Genomic DNA, 16175 nt, shown 5'->3' with positions numbered 1-16175 from the left:
TAAAGAGGGATCAGAGCGCCTTGGCCCAGTCGCGCAGCAGGTACTTCTGGATCTTGCCGGTGGAGGTTTTCGGCAGTTCACTGAAGACCACGGTCTTGGGCAGCTTGAAGCCAGCCAGGTGCTCACGGCAGAAGCTGATGATGTCGGCCTCAAGGGTGTGCTCGCAGCCCGCTTTGAGGGTGATGTAGGCGCATGGGGTTTCTCCCCATTTTTCATCCGGGCGGGCGACGACTGCCGCTTCAAGCACAGCCGGGTGCTTGTACAAGGTGTCTTCGACCTCGATGGTGGAGATGTTCTCGCCACCGGAGATGATGATGTCTTTGAGCCGGTCCTTGATTTCGACATAGCCGTCGGCATGCCAGACCGCCAGGTCGCCGGTGTGGAACCAGCCGCCGCGGAAGGCTTCAGCGGTGGCTTCGGGGTTTTTCAGGTAACCCTTCATCACCGTGTTGCCACGCATGAAGATCTCGCCCAGGGTATTACCGTCACGTTGCACTGGCTCCAGGGTTTGCGGGTCGGCGACCATCAGGCCTTCCAGGGTCGGGTAGCGCACGCCCTGGCGGGACTTGATTCGCGCGCGCTCGGCCAGCGGTTGCTCGTCCCATTCGGCGTGCCAGGCGCACACGGTCACCGGCCCATAGACCTCGGTCAGACCATAGACGTGGGTGACTTTGATGCCCATTTCTTCGACCGCACCAATGACTTTGGCCGGTGGTGCAGCACCGGCCACCATGGCGTTGACCGGGTGATCGATGGCCGCTTTGGCCGAGTCGGGCATGTTGATCAGGGCATTGAGCACAATCGGTGCGCCGCACAGATGGGTGACCTGATGTTCGCGGATCAGGGTCAGGATCCGCTGCGGATCAACGCGGCGCAGGAACACATGGGTGCCGGCCAGCGCGGTGACTGTCCACGGGTAGCACCAGCCGTTGCAATGAAACATTGGCAGGGTCCACAGGTATACCGGGTGATTGCCCATGGCCCAGGTCATCTGGTTGCCCAGGGCGTTGAGGTAGGCGCCACGGTGGTGGTAAACCACGCCTTTGGGGTTGCCGGTGGTACCGGAGGTGTAGTTCAGCGAGATGGCCTGCCACTCGTCTTCGGGCCACTGCCAGGCGAACTCGGGATCGCCTTCGGCAAGAAATGCCTCGTAATCCAGATCACTGACCGCCTGGCCTTCGCCGTATTCCGGGTCATCAACATCCACCACCAGCGGCGGGTGCTCCATCAGCGCCAGTGCCCCGGCGATGACGTTGTGAAACTCGCGGTCGGTGATCAGTACTTTGGCTTCGCCGTGTTCGAGCATAAAGGCGATGGCTTCAGCGTCCAGGCGCACGTTCAGGGCATTGAGCACGGCGCCAATCATCGGTACACCAAAGTGCGCTTCGAGCATCGCCGGAATGTTCGGCAGCATCACCGCTACCGTGTCGCCCTGGCCGATACCACGTCCGGCCAAGGCACTGGCCAGGCGACGTGAACGTTCGTAGGTTTGTTGCCAATTGCGGCGGATAGCGCCATGGATCACTGCCGGGTACTGACCATAGACGGCAGCCGTGCGTTCGATGAAGCTCAGTGGGCTCAGGGCTTGGTGATTGACAGGGGCGGGCGCCAGGCCCTGGGAGAAAATCGACATGAAGTGTTCCTGTGCAGGGGGTGCCTGTATGGCGTACTGCAAACCCCCGGTGGCTGATTGTTAGCTCTGATCAGGTGTCGTGAAGGGCTGGCCCTTCAGGTGTCACATTTTTACGTGAGTCGCTATGGTACTTGGAAGATAGACTATAGCAATATAGTAGAAGTACTATATTGGCTTTCAGGCCCATCGACTGAGTGCCGCCATGACGCTTTTGCTCGCCAGCGATCCACAGCCCAGCCTGCTGCTGGACGCCTCTGCCGCCGTGCTGGAGGTCAACCCGGCCTTGCAGGCCATGCTTGGCCCCTGGCCGCAGCGCACGGTCGACTACTGGTTGCCCGGCAACTTCCAGGCGCTGGTCAATGCCTGTTTGCGCCAGGGGCGCGCTATCAGTGATGTCGAAGCGCTGGTGGCCGAGCGCATTCTGCTCTGGACGTTCATCCCCGCCAGCGCCGATCAGGTATTGCTGCGCTGCCGTGACGCCAGCCTGGAGCGTCAGGCCGAACGAGAGGCCAGTCAGGCACGACGCCTGTATCGCCTGATCACGGAAAACACCACCGACCTGATATCCCGCCACAGCCCAGACGGCTGTTTCCTTGATGCCTCACCGGCCTCTTACCGGCTGCTGGGTTATTGGCCTGAACAATTGCGCGGGGTGCCTGTGCAATCGCTGTTTCATCCTCAGGACCGCCAGCAGTCGTTGCAACAGGCTGCCCACGCCCTGGAGCAGGACGGCTACCAGACCATGACGTGCCGGGTACGTCACCGCGATGGCCGTTATTTGTGGTTCGAGATCGCCAGCCGCGCCATCCGCGAAACCTACACTGGCGCGGTGGTCGAGATTGTCAGCGTGTCACGGGATATCACCGTGCGCGTTGAGGCTGAAGAAAACCGCCGACGCCTGGCCGAAGTGGTCGAGGCCAACACGGACCTGGTGCTGTTCACCGATCGCGACGGTCATCTGAGCTATCTCAATCGCTCGGCGCGTCAGGCCCTTGGGCTGCAGCAGGTAACTGAATTGCCCGGGCTGCAGGCCTTGCTTGACCCGAACTTGCTGCAACGCCTGGACCGCGAAGGCTGGCACTGCGCCGAACGCACCGGTGTGTGGCAGGTTGAGACGCGGCTTATTCCCTGGCAGGGCAAGGCGGCGTTTCCGGTGTCGTTGGTGCTGCTGGCCCATCAAGGCAGCGGTGATGAACGCTATTACTCGTTGGTGGCCCGCGACATGACCGAACGCGAGTTGCGCGAAGGCCAGCAACGCCGTCATCAAGATGAACTGGCTCACAGCGCCCGGTTAATCACCCTGGGTGAGCTGGCGTCGGGGATTGCCCATGAAATCAATCAACCGCTGGCGGCCGTGGTCAATTATGCCGGGGCCAGCCAACGTTACCTGCAGGCTCTGGATCGCGATCCGCAAGCCGCCGTCCGGGTTGCCAAGGGCTTGCAGCGCATCAGTGAGCAGGCCACTCATGCTGCAGCGGTGATCAAACGCCTGCGCGCGTTTCTGCGTAAAGAGCCCAGACGTCTGCAGGCCTTGGCCATTGCCGATGTTGCCTTGGAGGCAGTACGTCTGTGTGACTGGGAGGCGGCGCGCGATCATGTACAGATCGAACTACAGATCGCCGACGTGCTGCCTGCGGTGTATGCCGATCGCGTCCTGCTCGAACAGGTATTGCTCAACCTGTTGCGCAATGCCATCGATGCCAACCGCGAGCAGCATCGCGGGCAACCCTCAGGTATTGTGCTCAGCGCTGAAACGGTAGCGGGGCAGGTGCAGATTCAGGTCAGTGACCAGGGGCCGGGTGTGGCGCCGGAGCGCCTGGATGGCATCTTTACCCCGTTCAACACCAGCAAGCCGGAAGGCCTGGGCCTTGGCCTGAGCATGAGCCGCAGTATTATCGAAGGTTTTGGCGGCACCTTGCAGGCGATGCCGGGGGCGGCGGGCGGGTTGATTCTGTGTTGTCGGCTGGCGCCGGTGGCAAGCGTCGGAGCAGAGGAAAAGTGATGCAGCAACCGAAAGTCTATGTGGTCGATGACGACCAGGGCATGCTCGATTCAACGGTTTGGCTGTTGGAGTCGGTGGGCATTGAGGCGCTGGCGTTTACCAGTGGTCAGGCGTTTTTAGCCGCCTGTGACGCGCATTTGCCCGCCTGTGTGCTGCTTGATGTGCGCATGCCCGGGATGGGCGGGCTGAGCGTGCAGGAGGCCTTGCGTGGGCGCGGTATCGATTTGCCGGTGATCTTTCTCAGCGGGCATGCCGACGTACCGATTGTGGTGAGGGCATTCAAAGCCGGGGCCTGCGACTTTATCGAAAAGCCCTACAACGACCAATTGTTGCTCGACGCAGTGCAAGCGGCGCTCGAGCGTTCACAGCAAACCCTGGCGGGCAGTGGGCCGCGGGCACAGGTGCAGGCACGGATCGACAGCCTGACGCCGCGCGAGCGCGATGTGTTTGTCCCGCTGGTGCAGGGTTTCAGCAACCGTGAGATTGCCGAGCAGCTTGAGGTCAGCGTGAAAACCGTGGACCTGTATCGGGCACGGGTGATGAAACGCATGGAGGCCGAGCACCTGCCAGCCCTGGTGGGGATGGCCATCGCCTGTGGGGTGGTGCACCCCCTGAACCTGCGTTGATCACACCACCCGGTAGGCGCGGGCTTGCCCCGCGATTGCGGTGTACCGGTCACATCGCTTCGCGGGGCAAGCCCACTCCTACTGTTCGTTAGGGGCGGCGGCCGAGCAGCAGCCCTACCACCAGGCCAAACCCGGCAGAAATGGCCACTGTCTGCCAGGGGTGACCACCAATGTAGTCATGGGTGGCATCGACCATCGGCTGTGCCTTGCTGCGCACATTACTCACCGCTTCACCCGCCTGTTTGAGCTTGAGCCCAACCTGAGCGCGCAGGGTTTCGGCGTCTTCGCCTACCAGTGCGGCGCTGTCACGCAGCAGTTTTTCCGATTCTTCGATCAAAGCCTGTAGCTCGCTGAATGCCTGATCCTTGATTTGCTCAGCTTCGGCTTGCACGGTGGTTTTCCTGGCCATGGGCAGTTCCTCATCGATTGATAGGCGTTGAACAGTGGATGTCGGTGGGCGCGGAAAGTTGCAGTGGTTTGCCGGACCCTTCTGGCTACAGTGTAAGATAGCGCCTATTTTTTCAGCGGCAGGACATCCCTCATGAGTTTCAATCTGGCCAACAAGAGCTTCGCCGAACGGGCGCAGATCGAGGACGAGAAAGCGCGCCTGTTCGAGCTCTGGCAAACCAACCTGGGCAAGGCCAAGGGCGAAGCCGCCCGGCTGATCGCGGAAAAGCCACGGCGCAAAGGCAAATGGGCCGAGTGGGTACGCGCCGAGCTGGACGGCATGTCACCGCCCGAGTTCTCCAATATGGTGCGCAGCGAGGTCAACAAACTGATGGCGGCAGCCAAGTAAGCGCAGGTCTTGCTGCGGGCCTTGTTGAAAGACGTTAGTGTTTTGAACGATACTGTTTCTCATTAACGTCTACCTTCTGCTGCCAAGGCCCTCCGAATTCCTCCATGTTGACGTCTCCCGTGTCCGGGCTGCTTGCCAGCTTTCAGGAACATTACGATGACCTGCTGCAGTTTCTGACCCGGCGCATGAGCGACCGTCAGCGTGCTGCCGACGTGGCGCAGGAAACCTACCTGAAACTGGTCAAGATCGAGCAGCAGCAGACGCTCTCGGTGCTGCACGCGCGCAGCTTTATTTTCCGTGTGGCCGGCAACCTGGCCATCGATACGTTGCGCCGTGAACAGCGCATGGCCGGTAACCTTGACGACAGCGCCGCAGCCAGTGAAGTGGCGTGCCCGGCCCCGGCGCCGGAGGCTGCCTTGCTGGCGCGTGAACGCCTGGCGCAGCTGGATGAAGCCTTGCTGCAGTTGTCTCCCAACGCCCGGCAGGCGCTGTTGCTCAACCGGGTTGAGGGGTTGACCCAGGCGCAGATTGCACAACAGTTGGGTGTTTCCGAGAGCATGGTGGCAAAATACATCGGCCAGGCTCTGCGCCATTGCCGGGACTGGCTCAAACACAACCATGATTGACGCCCTCGCCATGCCTGTTCCGCAGCCGATCAGTGATTTGTCCGACGATGCCCTCGACTGGCAGGTGCGCCTGCATTCCGGTACGGCCAGCGATGCTGATCGTGCCCACTACCAGCGCTGGCGGCAGTTGAGTGCGGCGCACACCGCAGCGGCCGAGGAGGCGGAAGCCTTGTGGGGCGATCTGGGGCAGACGCAAGCGGCTGCAGCGCTGACCGTTGCGGCGCCACGTCGCCCTCGCTGGGGCCGCGCGCTGGCCGCGTCACTGGCGCTGGCGCTGGTGGGGTACGGCAGTTGGCAACAGGCGCCGGTCTTGATGGCTGACTATCACACCGGCGTTGGCCAACAGCAGCGCATTACTTTGGCAGACGGCTCGCATGTGCTGCTCAACAGTGGCAGTGCTTTGTCGGTGGACTTCAGCGACGCGCAGCGGCGGGTGATGCTCAAAGCAGGAGAAGCACTGTTCGAACCCGCGGCCGATGCCCGGCCGTTCATCGTTGAGGCCGGGGACGAGTCGGTGCAGGGTAATGGCGCAGTGTTCAGCGTGCGTCGCCAGGGCAGTCAGAACAGTGTGGTGATTGCCCAAGGTGAGGCACAGGTCGGCACGCGTACCTTGCAGGCCTCGGCCGATGCCAAGGCGCAGTTGGCCTGGCAGCGCGGCAAGCTGATCTTCAATGGCAAGCCGTTGCGTGAGGTATTGGCCGAGCTGGAACGCTACCAGCATGGGCGCATCGTGCTGTCCGACCAGCAACTGGGGGCGATGCAGGTCAGCGGGGTGTTCGACCTGGATGACCCGCTGGGGTTGTTGCATACGCTTGAGCAGCGGTATGCGCTGAAGGTGACCTATTTGCCGTGGTTAGCGGTGGTGTACTGACGCGCAACGGTGGGAGCAACTGTCTTGCACCACCTGTGGGAGCGGGCTTGCCCCGCGAGGCGATGTCGGCTGATACACCGCTATCGCGGGGCAAGCCCGCTCCTACCGGGAAAGTAATCAAAAAAATTTCAATTTGGCACTGCAAGTTCTTCCTCGCCCAATCGTCGTAGTGAGACTGATCAGCAATCCATTCTCATTTACACCTTTGTCTGGAAGAACATTGTGAAGGGTACGCTCAAGCCAATTGCCCGCTCCACCGGCAGCTTCAAACATGCGCTGCTGGCTTCAACCGCCGTCGCCGCGCTGCTCGGCCCGGTCTGGGCGCTCGCCGCCGAGGCGGTGACCGCTGCACACACCAGCACTCAGCAAGACCGCGAAGTCAGCCTGTCGTTACCGGCCCAGGACCTCGACCTGGCGCTGACCGCCTTTGCCGATCAGGCCGGTGTGCATTTGCTGTTCACCACGGCCGACGTTGCCGGTTTGCACAGCCCGGCGCTGGAGGGGCGCTACAGCATTGCCCAGGCACTGCAGCAACTGTTGGCGGGCAGCGGCATGAGCTGGCAGTTCAGCGATGCGCGCACGATTATCCTGCGCAAGGCCCAGGCTCAACCAACCAGCGTCAACCTCAAGCCGATTGAAGTCAGCGTCGCCTCGCGCACCAGCACCTCGATCAGTGAAATCCCCGGCACCGTCTGGGTGGTGGACCAGCAGCAGCTCAATGAGCAGATCAGCAGTGGTGTCAGCCTCAAGGAAGCCATCGGCAAGCTGGTACCGGGCCTGGACCTGGCGCCGGAAGGGCGTACCAACTACGGCCAGAACATGCGCGGTCGCAACGTGCTGGTGATGATCGATGGGGTCAGCCAGAACAGTTCCCGTGGCCTGTCGCGCCAGTTCGACAGCATTTCGCCGTTTAACGTCCAGCGCGTGGAAGTGCTGTCCGGTGCCAGCGCCCTGTACGGTGGCGGCGCCACCGGCGGCATCATCAACATCGTCACCAAGAAGGGTGAAGCGGGGCCGACGCGTTTCGAAACCCAGGTGGGTGCCAGCAGCGGCTTCAACAACAGTGATGACCTTGCAACACGCATTGCTCAGTCGGTCAGCGCTGGCAACGAGCGGGTCAACGCGCGCCTGGGCGTTTCTGCCGAGCAGAATGAAGCCTTCTATGATGGCGCCGGTGATCAGATCTTCATCGACAACACCCAGACCGACCTGCAATACAACCGCACCATCGACGTGCTGGGCAGTCTCGGCCTGAATTTCAACGAGCAACAGAGCCTCGACCTGCTGGCCCAGTACTACGACTCCGGCAACAACGGCAGCACCGGGATCTATTTCCCCAACCTCAATCACAACGCACCGTCGAACCTGGAAGATGCCGAGCTGCGCGGCGGTTACTCCACCGACCTGGAACCACGTACCAAGCGCCTGTTGCTCAACGCCAACTATCACCACAGCGATGTGCTCGGCCAGGACTTCTACCTGCAGGCGTCGTACCGCAAGGAAGACGACAACTTCTACCCGTTCCCGTACTACAACCCCGGCAAACCTGCGGGGGTCAAGGGTGTGTACTTCGCCGCGTCGCAGCAGAACTTCGAAGTCAGCAGCCTCAAGGCCCTGTTCGCCAAACAATGGGATACGCTGAAACTGACCTACGGCGTGGACCTGGACCGCGAGCGCTTCAACGCCGAGCAGACCACTTTCGACGCCCTGACCTCGTCTGAAAGTGGTGGCCTTGACCTGGATAAAGCCAGCAAAGCCCCGCGGTATCCCAGTTATCGCGTCGATGGCCTGTCGTACTACGCTCAGCTGGACTGGCACGCCACCGATAACCTGACCTTCTCTGGTGGTGCCCGTCGCCAGCAAATGGATGTTGATGTCGGTAACTTCAAGAACGTGCCCGGCGGCAGTAACGACTACCAGGTCAACCTGTTCAACCTCGGCACCATCTACGACTTCAAGAATGGTCATCAGGTCTGGACCAACTATGGCGAAGGCTTCGATTTGCCGGACCCAGCCAAGTATTACGGCAAGCCCGGCTTGAGTGTCGAAGACAACCCGCTGGCTGGGATCAAGAGTCGCCAGGTGGAAATGGGCTGGCGTTACGCCGACCTGGATTGGGACGCCCAGGCGGCGCTGTATTACATCTGGTCGGACAAGATCATCACCACTGACATGGCCACCCTGACCATCAATGTCGAGGATCAGAAAAGCCGCGACTTCGGTTTCGAAGGCGCACTGACCCGCCGTTTCGAAAGCGGCTGGGAAGCCGGTAGCACCCTGCACCTGGTGCGCTCTGAAGAAGAGGACAAGGACGGCGACTGGATCAAGCGCGATGCGCGTTATGCCTCGCTGTCCAAGTCCACCGCGTTTATCGGCTGGAAGGAGGAGGGGCGCAGTGCACGCTTGCAAGCCAACCACGCCTTCACCCTCAAAGATGATGCCGACCACAAGATCAACGGCTACACCACCTTCGACCTGCTGGGCAGCCAGGACACCGGGTTCGGGACCTTCAGTGCCGGTATCCAGAACCTGCTGGACAAACAGTACAGTACGGTCTGGGGCCAGCGTGCCACGCTGTTCTACTCACCGACCTACGGCCCTGCCTACCTTTACGATTATCAGGGCCGTGGCCGCACTTACACCCTGACCTGGTCGATGGCCTATTGAGTCAAGTGAAGGCGCTCAGCAAGTCGTCGCTAAAGGCCTGCTGAGCGTCGCTCGGCACCTGAGCGCGGTGGCGGGCCAGCACAAAGGGCACCTGAAAATTCAGCGCCGGGTCCAGGCCGTGCAGCAGGCCACGCTCGACCCACGGGGCGGCGAAATGGCAGGGCAGGTAGCCAATGTGGCGCCCTGAAAGAATAAAAGCCAAGGCGCCCTCAACCTGCTCGGAGCGCGCTGAGGCTCGACCGCCGCTCAGTGGCGCGGGCGTTTTCAGAAAGCTGTAGGGGTGCTCGACCTGATCCGCCTCGCGCAGCGTGTCCAGGCTCAGCGCTGGAAGAGTGGCGAACGGGTGGTGGCTGGCGCAGTACAGGCGTTGGTTTTCCTCAAACAAGGGCGTGTAGTCAAACGCCGTCTGTTTACCGGAAAAGTAGCCGATGGCCAGGTCCAGGCGCTGCTGCAACAGCAAGCGCTCAAGGTCGGCTGGCATGGCGCTAACCAGTTCCAGACGTACCGACTCGTCGCGTTGGCGAAAGCGTTCGATCGCCTGCGCCAGACGCAGGGTCACGCTGCTGTCCTGAGCCTCGGAAATACCTACCCGCACCTCGCCGAGCAAGCGCCCGGCCACGCCGTTGGCCTGATGCCGGAACGCGTCGATCTGCACCAGCAATTCCCGTGTTGCCTTGAGCAGTACCTCGCCTTTGGCGGTCAGGCCAAAACCGCCCTTGCCACGGCTGCACAGGCGGTAGCCAAGGCGTGTCTCCAGGCGCGCCATCTGCTGGCTGATACTGGGCTGGCTCAGGCCCAGCACACCCTGGGCGGCACTGAAGCCGCCGGCCTCGACGACGGTGACGAACAGGCGCAACAGGTGCAGGTCGAGGTCGTGCAGTTGTCCGAGCATCAAACATTGCTCCCGGTGAATGTCAGCTTAACTAACTTGTCATTTTACTAATGTAACCCGGCGCGCATGCTGGCGGCACCCACTGATACAGGTGCCCGACATGCGTACATCCCTGTGGTTGCTCCCCTTGGTGCTGGCTTTGCCAGCACACGCCGAAGAGAACGTCCTCAACCTCTACAGCTGGGCCGATTATGTGGCGCCAGAGACCTTGCAACGCTTTGAAAAAGAAACCGGCTACAAGGTGCGCTACGACACCTTCGACACCACTGAAGTGCTGGAAACCAAACTGCTGACCGGCGGCAGCGGTTATGACGTGGTGGTACCGTCCTCCAGCCTGCTGGCCCGGGCGTTGACCGCCGGTGCCCTGCAACCTGTGCAGGCGCAGTCGATGCCGGGTTACAGCAATCTGGACAAAGACTTGTTGGCCAAATTGGCTGAAGTCGATCCCGGCAACCAGTACGCCGTGCCCTACACCTGGGGCACTCTGGGCCTGGGCATGAACCTTGAGGCGGTGCGTCAGCGCGTCGGCGATGTGCCGCTGGACAGCCTCGATCTACTGTTCAAGCCCGAATACGCCAGCAAGCTCAAGGACTGCGGCATTGCCATGTCGGATTCGCCGCAGGAAGTGATCGGCGTGGCCCTGCATTACCTGGGCAAGGACCCTTACAGCCGCAACAAGGAGGATCTGGCCGCCGCCCAGACATTGCTCAAGCAGTTGCAGCCGTCGATCAGCTATGTCGCCAGTGGTCGGCAGATCAGCGACCTGGCCAACGGCAGCGTGTGCCTGGCACTCACCTACAACGGCGATGCCGCCATGGCTGCCGAACAGACGCGTCAGGCCGGTAAGCCGTATCAGGTGATCTACCGGATTCCCCGTGAAGGGACATTGATCTGGCAGGACAACCTGGTGATTCCCAAAGACGCACCGCACCCACAGGCCGCCCGCGCTTTCATCGCCTTCATGCTGCGCCCCGATTCGGTCGCGCCGCTGACCAATACCTTGTTCTTTGCCAACGCCAACCTCGCGGCCACGCCGCTGGTCGCCGAAGCCGTGCGTAACGACCCGGATATCTACCCGCCTGAAGCCGTACGCGCCCGTTTGTTTGCCGACCGCAGCATGGCCCTGGCTGACATGCGCCAGCGTACCCGCGTGTGGGCGACTTTCCGTACCCGCCAATAATCATTAGAACAGGAGCCCGATGATGGACCTCGCCCCCGACAACGACCAGGCAATAACCCGCGACAGCCTGTACGGCACCGTCGCCGAAAACACCTTTGCCGGCATCACCAGTTTCTCCCGCCGTCGTTACACCCGTGATTTGCGCGGGGTCGATGTGGTGGTCAGTGGTGTGCCGTTCGACACCGCCACCAGCAACCGTTCTGGCGCGCGCTTCGGCCCGCGGGCCATACGCACCGCGTCGGTACAGCAGGCCTGGGCCCGTCACTGGCCATGGGAGTTCGACCCGTTCGACCACCTCGCGGTGATCGACTACGGCGACTGCAATTTCGACTATGGCAGCCCGCACACCATCCCCGACAGCATCCAGGCCCACGCCGAGCAGATCCTCGCGGCCGGTTGCGCCATGCTGACCCTGGGCGGCGATCATTTCATCAGTTATCCGCTGCTCAAGGCCCATGCCGCCAAACATGGCCCGCTGTCGTTGATTCACTTCGACGCGCACAGCGACACTTGGCCCTGCGAGGAAGGGGCAGGGCGCGTCGATCACGGCACCATGTTCTGGCATGCCGCCCGTGAAGGCCTGGTCGATCCCTCGCGTTCGGTGCAGATCGGCTTGCGCACCACCAATGATGACACCCAGGGCTTTGCGGTACTGGACGCGCGCCAGGTCCACCGGCGCGGCTGCCAGGCGATTGTCGAGGCGATTCGTCAGCGCGTCGGTGACCACCCGGTGTACCTGACCTTCGACATCGATTGCCTCGACCCGGCCTACGCACCCGGCACCGGTACCCCGGTGTGTGGCGGGCTGACCACGGTACAGGCATTGGAGATCATCGGTGGCCTGCGCGGTATCAACCTGGTGGGCATGGACCTGGTGGAAGTCGCCCCGGCCTATGACCATGCCGATATCACCGCCCTGGCCGGTTCCACCCTGGCCATGGAAATGCTCTGCTTATATGCCGCTCGGCATAAGGTCGACTGAGCTGGTAACAAAATGAATTATCTGTAGGAGATTTTGCGGTTTCCTCGCGAACCCGACGCGCCTTAGGCTATCCAAAGCTAGGGCGCGTCGTTTCGCGCAGGAGGTATCCCGTGAACAGATCCTGGTTGGGCCTGGCAGGCCTGACGCTGAGCCTGCTGATCAGCATGCCCGTACTGGCGGCGCAACACACCGCGCCGTTACAGCTGGCCGCTTCGCCGAACAACCCCTACAACAGCCCGATCATGCGCGCCAATCCCAACAGCCGCCAAGGCAGCGTGCAGGCCACACCACCGGTACGTGGCCCTTCAACCCAACCCATCCCGCGCCAGCCCACCGTCGAGAACCGCGGCATCGGCAATGGCCAAGACATGCGCCGCGAGCAGTCCACACCTCGCCTGGATCCCACCCGGCCGCCGCGCGAATCGACCCGCACGCCTTGAGTGGCCGGCCCTCCCTGGAAGGAAACGCAGATGTCCCTACGCACCTGGATTCCCACCCTGTTGACCGCAGCGCTGCTGCCACTGCTGGCCCACGCCGCGCCCGAGCGGCAGTTGAAAAGCGAGGAGGGCAGCATCACCGTCAGCACCCTCGCCGAAGGCTTGCGCCACCCCTGGGCGTTGGCTTTCTTACCCGAAGGCAAGGGCATGCTGGTCACTGAGCGGGTAGGCAATTTGCGCATCGTCAGCCCTGAAGGCAAGGTGGGGGCGCCGCTGGGTGGTGTGCCTCAGGTATGGGCCGAAGGCCAGGGCGGGCTTCTGGATGTGATGCTGTCACCGGATTTCAAGCAGGACCGCATGGTTTATCTGAGCTATGCCGAGCAGGGTGGAGAAGACGGTAAAGCCGGTACTGCGGTGGGGCGGGGGCGTTTGTCGAGCGACCTGGCCAAACTGGAAGACTTCACGGTGATTTTCCGTCAACAGCCGAAGCTGTCGAATGGCATTCACTTTGGTTCGCGCCTGGTGTTCGACCGTGAGGGTTACCTGTTCATTGCACTGGGGGAGAACAATCAGCGCCCCACCGCCCAGGACCTGGACAAGCTGCAGGGCAAGGTCGTGCGCCTGCTGCCGGACGGTGGCGTACCGAAAGACAATCCGTTTGTCGGTCAGGCCAATGTACGCCCGGAGATATGGTCGTTTGGCCACCGCAACCAGCAGGGCGCGGCGCTTAACCCTTGGACGGGCGAGTTATGGACCCACGAACATGGCCCGCGCGGTGGTGATGAAATCAACTTGCCGCAAGCGGGCAAGAACTACGGCTGGCCGCTGGCGACCCATGGCATCAATTATTCGTTGCTGCCGATACCGGAAGCCGAGGGTGAGCATGTCGAGGGCATGGTTGACCCGCATCATGTCTGGGAAAAATCACCGGCGATCAGCGGCATGGCCTTCTACGACAACCCGCGTTTCAAGGCGTGGGACCACAGCGTGTTCATTGGTGCGTTGGCGAGCCAGGAACTCATCCGCCTGCAGCTCGATGGCGACAAAGTCGTGCATGAAGAGCGAATGCTGGGCGAGCTCAACGCACGCATTCGCGATGTGCGGGTAGGGCCGGATGGCTACCTCTACGTACTGACCGATGCCGAAGACGGCGCATTGCTCAAAGTGGGCTTGGACTTGTAGGAGCGGGCTTGCCCCGCGAGGCGGTGTGACAGACAGGCCGCAATCGCGGGGCAAGCCCGCTCCTACAGCGCTTGCTCCGCAAGGCGTTTCATCGCCAGAATGGCGTTCTTTGGCAACAGGCGCGGTCCATGTCCTGCTTCACCGAGCAGTCTCCTTTACAGCTGTACCAGCAAGCCCTCGAGCGCGATGGTTTTGTCAGTGACCCGGCGCAGTTGCAGGCCGCCAGCGCATTGGAGGCCTGCTTCAATGCGCTGCAGCGTGGTGAAACGCCACAGGGCGTATACCTCTGGGGGCCGGTAGGGCGCGGCAAGACCTGGCTGATGGACCAGTTCCACCGCTGCCTACAAGTGCCTTCCCGGCGCCAGCACTTTCACCACTTCATGCGTTGGGTGCATCAGCGTCTGTTCCAGCTCAATGGCACCGCCGATCCGTTGCACGCCCTGGCGGTGTCTCTGGCCGATGAAATCCGCGTGTTGTGCTTCGACGAACTGTTCGTCAACGACATCGGCGATGCGATCATTCTCGGCCGTTTGTTCCAGGTGCTGTTCGAGGCCGGTGTGGTGATTGTGGCGACCTCCAACCAGCCGCCCGACCAGTTGTACAACGATGGCTTCAACCGCGAGCGCTTCATGCCGGCCATCGCGGCCATTGAGCAGCACATGCAAGTGCTGCCGGTGGCGGGTGAGCAGGATCATCGCCTGCATCCCGGTGCTGAGCGCCAGCGTTACTGGGTGCAGGCACCAGGTCAGCCTTGTGCATTGGCCGAGGTGTTCAGTCAGTTGAGCGGCGCCCAGCCAGCCTCGGAGCAGCCCTTGGCCATCGGTTCACGGCTGCTGTCGGTGGTACGCCGCAGCGAGTCGGTGATCTGGTGTCGCTATGCCGATCTGTGTGAACAACCCTTCGCGGCCATGGATTTTATGGCCTTGTGCGACAACTTCAGCGCCATCCTGCTGGGCGAAGTGCCCGCCCTCGGTGCTCGCCAGCGTCCGGCGAAGATTGCCCGCGGTACCGAAGATGCGGCCAGCCAAGTGCTGGCCGGTGACCGGGTGTTACCGCAACTGTCGGTGAACGATGATGGCGTGCGGCGCTTCATTGCCCTGGTCGATGAATGTTACGACCGTCGGATCGCCCTGTATCTGGAAGCTGAGGTAGCGCTGGATGCACTCTACACTCAAGGGTATCTAGCGTTCCCGTTCCGGCGAACCTTGAGCCGCTTGCGGGAGATGCAACTGCAACGCTTCTGTTGAAGGAGTCGATCATGCAGCCGCTATCGCATTACCTGCTGACCCAGGCCTACCACAATGGCTGGGCCAACCACAGGCTGTATAAGGCCTGCCTGCAATTGAGCCAGGATGAGTTCGTGGCACCGCGCTGCAGCTTCTTCGGCTCGATCAAGGCCACGCTCAACCATATCCTCACGGTGGACTGGTTTTACCTCAATGCCCTGGAGTCGGAGCAACGCGGCGAGGCGCCGGAGCCGGACAGCGAACGCTTCTTCGAGCCGCAAGAGCCGTTTTCCAGCTGTGAGGCACTGAGGGAGGAACAAGCGCAGGCCGACCACCGCTTGATTGCCTACTGCAGCCAGTTGCATGACGAGCAGTTGCAACGCTATGTGAGTATCGTGCGCCCCGACTGGGTCCAGCGGGAACAGCGTTTGCGCCTGCTGTCGCACCTGTTCGAGCACCAGATTCATCACCGCGGGCAGGTGCACGCCATGCTCAGTGACAGCTCGGTACGCCCGCCCCAACTGGATGAGTTCTTCTGCGAAGACGAAGCCCATTTGCGTGCTCAGGACTTTGCCGAACTGGGTTGGACCGAAGCGCAGATCTGGGGACGCTAACTTCCCATCCAGCCCAGGGTGAGCAAGGCCAGCACGGCGTAGCGGCCAGCCTTGGCCAGGGTCACCAGCAGCACAAAGCGCCAGAACGGTTCGCGCATGATGCCGGCGATCAGGGTCAACGGGTCGCCAATCACCGGCATCCAGCTCAGCAGCAGCGACCATTGGCCATAGCGCTGGTAGCGATGCTGGGCTTTTTCCAGTTGCGCCGCAGAGAAGGGAAACCAGCGCCGATCGCGCAAGTGTTCAATGCCGCGGCCCAACAGCCAGTTGACGATCGAACCCAGCACATTACCCAGGGTGGCGATCAGCAGCAGGGTGAAGACGGCCTGTGGGTCGCGCAGCAGCAAGCCCACCAACACGGCTTCGGATTGCAGCGGCAACAGGGTCGCCGCGCCAAAGGCGCTGAAAAACAGCGCCCATTCACTCAACATTCAGCGCAGA

Annotated in this window: 15 protein-coding genes and 1 pseudogene; 12 read left to right on the top strand and 4 right to left on the bottom strand. The window is 61.9% G+C overall.

The genetic code is table 11. The features are described from left to right. Positions 1–10: 10 nt before the first annotated feature. On the bottom strand, positions 11–1633 hold the full coding sequence (locus ACP6KB_RS17885) for an acyl-CoA synthetase (protein WP_442108658.1): 1623 nt from the start codon (positions 1631–1633) through the stop codon (positions 11–13). Between the two features lie 202 nt (positions 1634–1835). Here ACP6KB_RS17885 and ACP6KB_RS17880 point away from each other — a divergent pair, with 202 nt between their 5' ends. Together ACP6KB_RS17880 and ACP6KB_RS17875 are read left to right on the top strand one after the other, a co-directional pair. After that, positions 1836–3635 carry a PAS domain-containing sensor histidine kinase gene (locus tag ACP6KB_RS17880; protein WP_442108656.1) on the top strand — a complete coding sequence of 600 codons (1800 nt, stop codon included), beginning with the start codon at positions 1836–1838 and terminating at the stop codon, positions 3633–3635. Then, a complete protein-coding gene (locus tag ACP6KB_RS17875; RefSeq protein ID WP_442108654.1) occupies positions 3635–4261 on the top strand; it encodes a response regulator transcription factor in 627 nt (208 codons plus the stop codon). Before ACP6KB_RS17880 ends, ACP6KB_RS17875 begins: the two co-directional genes overlap by 1 nt. Before the next feature lie 88 nt (positions 4262–4349). Here ACP6KB_RS17875 and ACP6KB_RS17870 read toward each other — a convergent pair whose 3' ends face one another. Then, on the bottom strand, positions 4350–4670 hold the full coding sequence (locus ACP6KB_RS17870; protein WP_442108652.1) for a DUF883 family protein: 321 nt from the start codon (positions 4668–4670) through the stop codon (positions 4350–4352). Positions 4671–4802: 132 nt separating this feature from the next. Here ACP6KB_RS17870 and ACP6KB_RS17865 point away from each other — a divergent pair, with 132 nt between their 5' ends. From ACP6KB_RS17865 to ACP6KB_RS17850, 4 genes and pseudogenes are all read left to right on the top strand, one after another. Further along, positions 4803–5057: a hypothetical protein gene (locus ACP6KB_RS17865; protein WP_133210199.1), complete on the top strand. Its 255-nt coding sequence runs from the start codon at positions 4803–4805 to the stop codon at positions 5055–5057. 104 nt (positions 5058–5161) lie between these two features. Beyond that, positions 5162–5675: pseudogene (locus ACP6KB_RS17860) on the top strand (sigma-70 family RNA polymerase sigma factor); the annotation flags it as partial. Then, positions 5676–6554: a FecR family protein gene (locus tag ACP6KB_RS17855; RefSeq protein ID WP_442114334.1), complete on the top strand. Its 879-nt coding sequence runs from the start codon at positions 5676–5678 to the stop codon at positions 6552–6554. Between the two features lie 222 nt (positions 6555–6776). Further along, positions 6777–9221, top strand: a complete 2445-nt coding sequence (locus tag ACP6KB_RS17850; RefSeq protein WP_442108650.1) for a TonB-dependent siderophore receptor — start codon at positions 6777–6779, stop codon at positions 9219–9221. 1 nt (position 9222) lies between these two features. Here the strand turns inward: ACP6KB_RS17850 and ACP6KB_RS17845 are convergent, their stop codons facing one another. Beyond that, a complete protein-coding gene (locus ACP6KB_RS17845) occupies positions 9223–10113 on the bottom strand; it encodes a LysR family transcriptional regulator (protein WP_442108648.1) in 891 nt (296 codons plus the stop codon). Between the two features lie 100 nt (positions 10114–10213). Here ACP6KB_RS17845 and ACP6KB_RS17840 point away from each other — a divergent pair, with 100 nt between their 5' ends. The 6 genes from ACP6KB_RS17840 to ACP6KB_RS17815 all read left to right on the top strand — a co-directional run bounded on the left by ACP6KB_RS17840 (position 10214) and on the right by ACP6KB_RS17815 (position 15734). After that, complete coding sequence (locus tag ACP6KB_RS17840) at positions 10214–11293, top strand: polyamine ABC transporter substrate-binding protein (protein WP_442108646.1); 1080 nt, start codon at positions 10214–10216, stop codon at positions 11291–11293. 22 nt (positions 11294–11315) lie between these two features. Next, a complete protein-coding gene (speB, locus tag ACP6KB_RS17835) occupies positions 11316–12275 on the top strand; it encodes an agmatinase (RefSeq protein ID WP_442114333.1) in 960 nt (319 codons plus the stop codon). Between the two features lie 164 nt (positions 12276–12439). After that, positions 12440–12715, top strand: a complete 276-nt coding sequence (locus ACP6KB_RS17830; RefSeq protein ID WP_442114332.1) for a hypothetical protein — start codon at positions 12440–12442, stop codon at positions 12713–12715. Positions 12716–12745: 30 nt separating this feature from the next. Next, complete coding sequence (locus tag ACP6KB_RS17825; protein ID WP_442108644.1) at positions 12746–13894, top strand: PQQ-dependent sugar dehydrogenase; 1149 nt, start codon at positions 12746–12748, stop codon at positions 13892–13894. 128 nt (positions 13895–14022) lie between these two features. Further along, complete coding sequence (gene zapE / locus ACP6KB_RS17820) at positions 14023–15141, top strand: cell division protein ZapE (protein ID WP_442108642.1); 1119 nt, start codon at positions 14023–14025, stop codon at positions 15139–15141. Positions 15142–15152: 11 nt separating this feature from the next. Continuing rightward, positions 15153–15734, top strand: coding sequence for a DinB family protein (locus tag ACP6KB_RS17815; RefSeq protein WP_442108640.1), 582 nt, complete (start codon positions 15153–15155; stop codon positions 15732–15734). Here ACP6KB_RS17815 and ACP6KB_RS17810 read toward each other — a convergent pair. Further along, positions 15731–16165 (bottom strand): YqaA family protein, encoded by a 435-nt coding sequence (locus tag ACP6KB_RS17810; protein ID WP_442108638.1) that lies wholly within the window; start codon positions 16163–16165, stop codon positions 15731–15733. The two genes, ACP6KB_RS17815 and ACP6KB_RS17810, sit on opposite strands and share 4 nt — an antisense overlap. Positions 16166–16175: the final 10 nt, after the last annotated feature.

It is taken from the genome of Pseudomonas sp. NUPR-001 (assembly GCF_052147955.1).
Taxonomy (GTDB): Bacteria; Pseudomonadota; Gammaproteobacteria; order Pseudomonadales; family Pseudomonadaceae; genus Aquipseudomonas.
This window is presented reverse-complemented; position numbering and strand designations above follow the sequence as displayed.

Coding starts and splice junctions, on each gene's coding strand:
- ACP6KB_RS17875 (WP_442108654.1), top strand. CDS start 3,635: ATGCAGCAACCGAAAGTCTATGTGGTCGATGACGACCAGGGCATGCTC.
- ACP6KB_RS17810 (WP_442108638.1), bottom strand. CDS start 16,165: ATGTTGAGTGAATGGGCGCTGTTTTTCAGCGCCTTTGGCGCGGCGACC.
- ACP6KB_RS17865 (WP_133210199.1), top strand. CDS start 4,803: ATGAGTTTCAATCTGGCCAACAAGAGCTTCGCCGAACGGGCGCAGATC.
- ACP6KB_RS17880 (WP_442108656.1), top strand. CDS start 1,836: ATGACGCTTTTGCTCGCCAGCGATCCACAGCCCAGCCTGCTGCTGGAC.
- ACP6KB_RS17840 (WP_442108646.1), top strand. CDS start 10,214: ATGCGTACATCCCTGTGGTTGCTCCCCTTGGTGCTGGCTTTGCCAGCA.
- zapE (WP_442108642.1), top strand. CDS start 14,023: ATGTCCTGCTTCACCGAGCAGTCTCCTTTACAGCTGTACCAGCAAGCC.
- ACP6KB_RS17870 (WP_442108652.1), bottom strand. CDS start 4,670: ATGGCCAGGAAAACCACCGTGCAAGCCGAAGCTGAGCAAATCAAGGAT.
- ACP6KB_RS17855 (WP_442114334.1), top strand. CDS start 5,676: ATGATTGACGCCCTCGCCATGCCTGTTCCGCAGCCGATCAGTGATTTG.
- ACP6KB_RS17845 (WP_442108648.1), bottom strand. CDS start 10,113: ATGCTCGGACAACTGCACGACCTCGACCTGCACCTGTTGCGCCTGTTC.
- ACP6KB_RS17815 (WP_442108640.1), top strand. CDS start 15,153: ATGCAGCCGCTATCGCATTACCTGCTGACCCAGGCCTACCACAATGGC.
- ACP6KB_RS17885 (WP_442108658.1), bottom strand. CDS start 1,633: ATGTCGATTTTCTCCCAGGGCCTGGCGCCCGCCCCTGTCAATCACCAA.
- speB (WP_442114333.1), top strand. CDS start 11,316: ATGGACCTCGCCCCCGACAACGACCAGGCAATAACCCGCGACAGCCTG.
- ACP6KB_RS17830 (WP_442114332.1), top strand. CDS start 12,440: ATGCCCGTACTGGCGGCGCAACACACCGCGCCGTTACAGCTGGCCGCT.
- ACP6KB_RS17825 (WP_442108644.1), top strand. CDS start 12,746: ATGTCCCTACGCACCTGGATTCCCACCCTGTTGACCGCAGCGCTGCTG.